The following is a 3,327-nucleotide window of genomic DNA, read 5'->3' as shown; positions in this document are numbered from 1 at the left end:
GATGCGACCTGCTCGACACGCCCCAGGCGTGGGTGGGGCGCAGTGCCTGCGAATTCGCCGATGGCGCTGACGATTTCCCGGCCGTCAGCATCGGTGATGATGGTGGCGTAGCGGGTCCGCCAACTTCCCGCCGCCAAGGCGGGTTTTTTGTTTCTGCCCCTTCGCGATCAAGGCTCCGGTCAGGCAGTTTCGAGACGATGACGGCCAGTGACACCAATCTGCCTTCGCTCAGGCTGCGGATGTAGTTCTTGCGCAACCGCCCAGGGCAAGGGATAATTCGGCTCGCCGGCAGCCAGCACGGCTTCGGTCCAGATCAGTTTGCCGCCCGGCTTCAGAACGCGAAAAGCCTGCCCGATGACGGCCGCCTTGTCGGCGATGTTCATGCCGACATAGAAGCAGATTGCCGCGTTGAATGTGTTGTCGGCGAAGGGCAGTTTCGGTCTTGCCCCCTCGCCCACCGACCGGATCCTTGATGTCGGCAGCGGCATTGGCGGCCCGGCGCGCTTCCTGGCCGCCACCTATGGCTGCCAGGTCGATGGTGTCGACCTCACACCAGCCTTTGTCGAGGCATCCGGCCGGCTGACCATGCTCAGCGGCCTTGACGAGAAGGTTCGCTTCCACGAAGCCGACGCGGCGCGACCTCGGTAATCTGGTGAAGCCGATGATTGCCGGGAGGGTTGGTTCGAGACCGCGATGGCATCGACACCCGTTCCGATCGCCCGCTCGGCATCCTCAGGATCGAGGATGCTCTTCAGAATAAGCGGCAGGGTTGTCAGCGAACGCAGCCAGGCAGTATCCGCCCAGGTCGGCATGGCCGCCGCTGCGCAGTGCCAACTTTGAGCACGCCGGTGTTCCGGTCCTTGAAGTATGGCGTTGCGAGGCCGTCGGGAATTATGAATCCTGCCCGGAACTGCCTACGGCGATCGCCTGGCGTCGGCATGTCGACCGTCACACAGATCGCCTTTGCGCCAAGTGCCGCCATGCGCTAAGAGTTGGCCATTAAAACCGCGATTGCTTTGCCAATAGAGCAGGAACCAGACTGGAGACTGGCTCACCGCCACGCCATCCTCGATCGCTGCATCGCCGTGGTCCCCAAAGTGAACACCGCTTCCGCCACTCCGGCGCCGCGCGCCGCCGCCACCTCGCTTCCGGATGCACCAGCCGCAGATATGCTATCGGGGCCAGGATGATCGGATGCGGCAGACTTTGCCCGAAGAGCGTGATCCCGGTATCAAGTCTTGTCACACGCGCAGCACGTGCCGCTTTCCCAAAGGCAAAGAGATACACCTCCTACTGTGTCAGCGCCGTTATCGAGGGGCGCTTGTTGAAGTCGCACTTGCCGGTGACGCTGTAGAAGAAGTCGGCATTTGAACACAACGTCGGCACGGTTGTGCCGCCGTCCTCCCAGGCTTGATAGCTGGCTACACCACAAGGCACGATGGTGAAGATGTCGACCTTCTGCCCAGTCGGGGTCTCGGTCCCCTACAATTCTCAGCATGTTTCTACTCCCGACGGACATTAGCCTTCGCGCATATACCACGCGACGGCAAAGCAAGGTCTGAAGCTATCGATCAATGTTTAATCGTCTCTCGCCGCCATGCCTGGGTCTTTGCCTCCAGGCTTCAGATTCAACAAACAACGCAGTATTGGATCAAAATCTCGCCAGCTACCGGGATTGCTGCAGGCAGACGCCACCGAACTCGAACTCCCAAGATGCAACCACATCTGACGCCGCGGCGTTTGCCGCGGACCTTCGGCTTTCAGGAGAAAGAGGAGCTGCCCTCTCTCCCCCGAGTCCTCACGCCCGAACGCGGATGATCGTCTTTCCCGAACGTCGCTCTTTCGAGTTGAAAGTTGCAACGGCGTCGTCGAGGGCCGCGACTTTGCCGATGTTCGTCCTCAGTGTTCCGTCCCGCACTCGCTGAATTATCTCGTATAGCTGGGTGCGATCGGTCTCGACGACAAAGTCAATCGCCAGGCCATCCGCTGGCCGCACGTCGGTAGGACCGACGACGGTCACCAGCGTGCCTCCGGCCCGGATCAGGGCTGCAGACCGCTTCTGAATGCCGCCGCCGATGACATCGAACACCAGATCGACGCCGCCGACGTCTTCCAGAGAGTCGTTCTCAAGATCGACGAATTCATTTGCGCCGAAGTCGAGCGCCTTCTGGCGGTCTGCAGTGCGTCCGGTGCCGATGACGTAAGCCCCGGCCTCCCTTGCAAGCTGCGTCACCATCGAACCGACGGCACCGGCCGCACCATGCGCGAGCACGCTTTGCCCCGCCTGAAGGCGGCCATGCTGGAACAGCCCCTGCCACGCGGTCAGGCCGGAGATCGGCAGGCTCGCACCCACCGTGAAGTCAACGTCGCCGGGCAGCGGCGCGAGATTGCGAGCTTCCATAGCGACATGCTCGGCGAGCGTGCCATCGCGATGCCAGTCTGCGAGGCCGAATACGCGCTGGCCGATTGACAGCCCCGTAGTGCCGTAGCCAAGCGCAGTGACCACACCGGCCATTTCATGGCCGAGGATCGATGGCGTCCGGTCACGAAAGGTTCGATCAGCCCAGGTCGAAGGCCACTCCAGTTCGGTGTTGACGAATCCCGCCGCATGAACCTCCACAACAACATCGTTTATTGCCGCCCGCGGCTCGGGCCGCTGTACCAGCTTCATCCCGGCCTCTCCTGCAGCCTGGTCCGTCACTACGATCGCTTTCATGGGAATTGTCTCCTCCGACATTTGTGTTGGGGTAATTAGCGGGCGTGGCAGGTCTTTCGAGCTTTCACGCGTCGGCTTCGCGTCCTCCACGACGACCTTGAGGTCCCTGCCTGGGTTCCTCGGAGCTCTCGCGCGCCCGCGAATCCAGGATTTTCGTTATGCAAAGTCCAGCACATCGGCCACCGGCATGCGCGGCTTCTGCGGCCAGTTGCCAGCTCGCTCCGGTCCGACGGTCAACAGCATGACCGGCACTTCGTCTTCGGCCAGGCCGAACTCGCGGTGCACGGCTTCAGCGTCGAAACCAATCATCGGCGTCGAACCCAGGCCCAGCGACCGGGCCATGTAGATGATCGCCGCGGCGCCAAAGGTCGCGGAGCGCACGGCTTCGTCGCGCTGGCGCTGCGGCTGATCGTCATACAGACCGCGAGCGGGGATTTCCCACTCCGGCACCAGGTGCGCCGGCATGATGCCGGCTTTCACCACGGGTGCCAGGCGGGCTGGAACGGTGCTGGCATCGGCCAGCTGGCCGATGATGATGAAGGTCACGGCCGCGTCGGTGATCGCGGGCTGATTCCGGGCGATCGGACGCAGCCGGGCCTTGGCTTCCGGCG

7 protein-coding genes and 1 pseudogene are annotated in these 3,327 nt (G+C 62.6%); 2 read left to right on the top strand and 6 right to left on the bottom strand.

The features are described 5' to 3' along the window. On the top strand, positions 1-245 hold a 245-nt coding region (locus EN925_RS40245), incomplete at its 5' end, for a hypothetical protein (RefSeq protein WP_206632983.1). Here the strand turns inward: EN925_RS40245 and EN925_RS29005 are convergent. Beyond that, complete coding sequence (locus EN925_RS29005; protein ID WP_348629904.1) at positions 180-383, bottom strand: hypothetical protein; 204 nt, start codon at positions 381-383, stop codon at positions 180-182. The genes EN925_RS40245 and EN925_RS29005 overlap by 66 nt on opposite strands. A 31-nt stretch (positions 384-414) precedes the next feature. On the opposite strand from EN925_RS29005, the gene EN925_RS40990 reads away from it, so the two are divergent. Continuing rightward, complete coding sequence (locus EN925_RS40990) at positions 415-648, top strand: methyltransferase domain-containing protein (protein ID WP_245459419.1); 234 nt, start codon at positions 415-417, stop codon at positions 646-648. Positions 649-716: 68 nt separating this feature from the next. Here EN925_RS40990 and EN925_RS40985 read toward each other — a convergent pair. From EN925_RS40985 to EN925_RS28980, 5 genes and pseudogenes are all read right to left on the bottom strand, one after another. Further along, a pseudogene (locus tag EN925_RS40985) lies at positions 717-812 on the bottom strand (alpha-hydroxy-acid oxidizing protein); the annotation flags it as partial. Next, positions 773-940 (bottom strand): hypothetical protein, encoded by a 168-nt coding sequence (locus EN925_RS41700; protein WP_348629905.1) that lies wholly within the window; start codon positions 938-940, stop codon positions 773-775. The gene EN925_RS41700 and the pseudogene EN925_RS40985, both read right to left, overlap by 40 nt. Positions 941-999: 59 nt before the next feature. Beyond that, on the bottom strand, positions 1,000-1,245 hold the full coding sequence (locus EN925_RS40980; protein WP_245461906.1) for an alpha-hydroxy-acid oxidizing protein: 246 nt from the start codon (positions 1,243-1,245) through the stop codon (positions 1,000-1,002). 553 nt (positions 1,246-1,798) lie between these two features. After that, the gene (locus tag EN925_RS28985; protein ID WP_127367358.1) at positions 1,799-2,716 is read right to left on the bottom strand and encodes an NADP-dependent oxidoreductase; all 918 of its coding nucleotides are present in this window, start codon (positions 2,714-2,716) and stop codon (positions 1,799-1,801) included. Positions 2,717-2,872: 156 nt separating this feature from the next. Beyond that, positions 2,873-3,327: nitroreductase family protein (locus EN925_RS28980; protein ID WP_128337108.1), on the bottom strand; the 455-nt coding region annotated here is incomplete at its 5' end.

Origin of the sequence: Mesorhizobium sp. M7A.F.Ca.US.006.04.2.1 (assembly GCF_004022915.1) — a bacterium.
Taxonomy (GTDB): domain Bacteria; phylum Pseudomonadota; class Alphaproteobacteria; order Rhizobiales; family Rhizobiaceae; genus Mesorhizobium; species Mesorhizobium ciceri.
The sequence above is the reverse complement of the archived record's forward strand: the minus strand, read 5'-3'. Positions and strand labels throughout refer to the sequence as shown.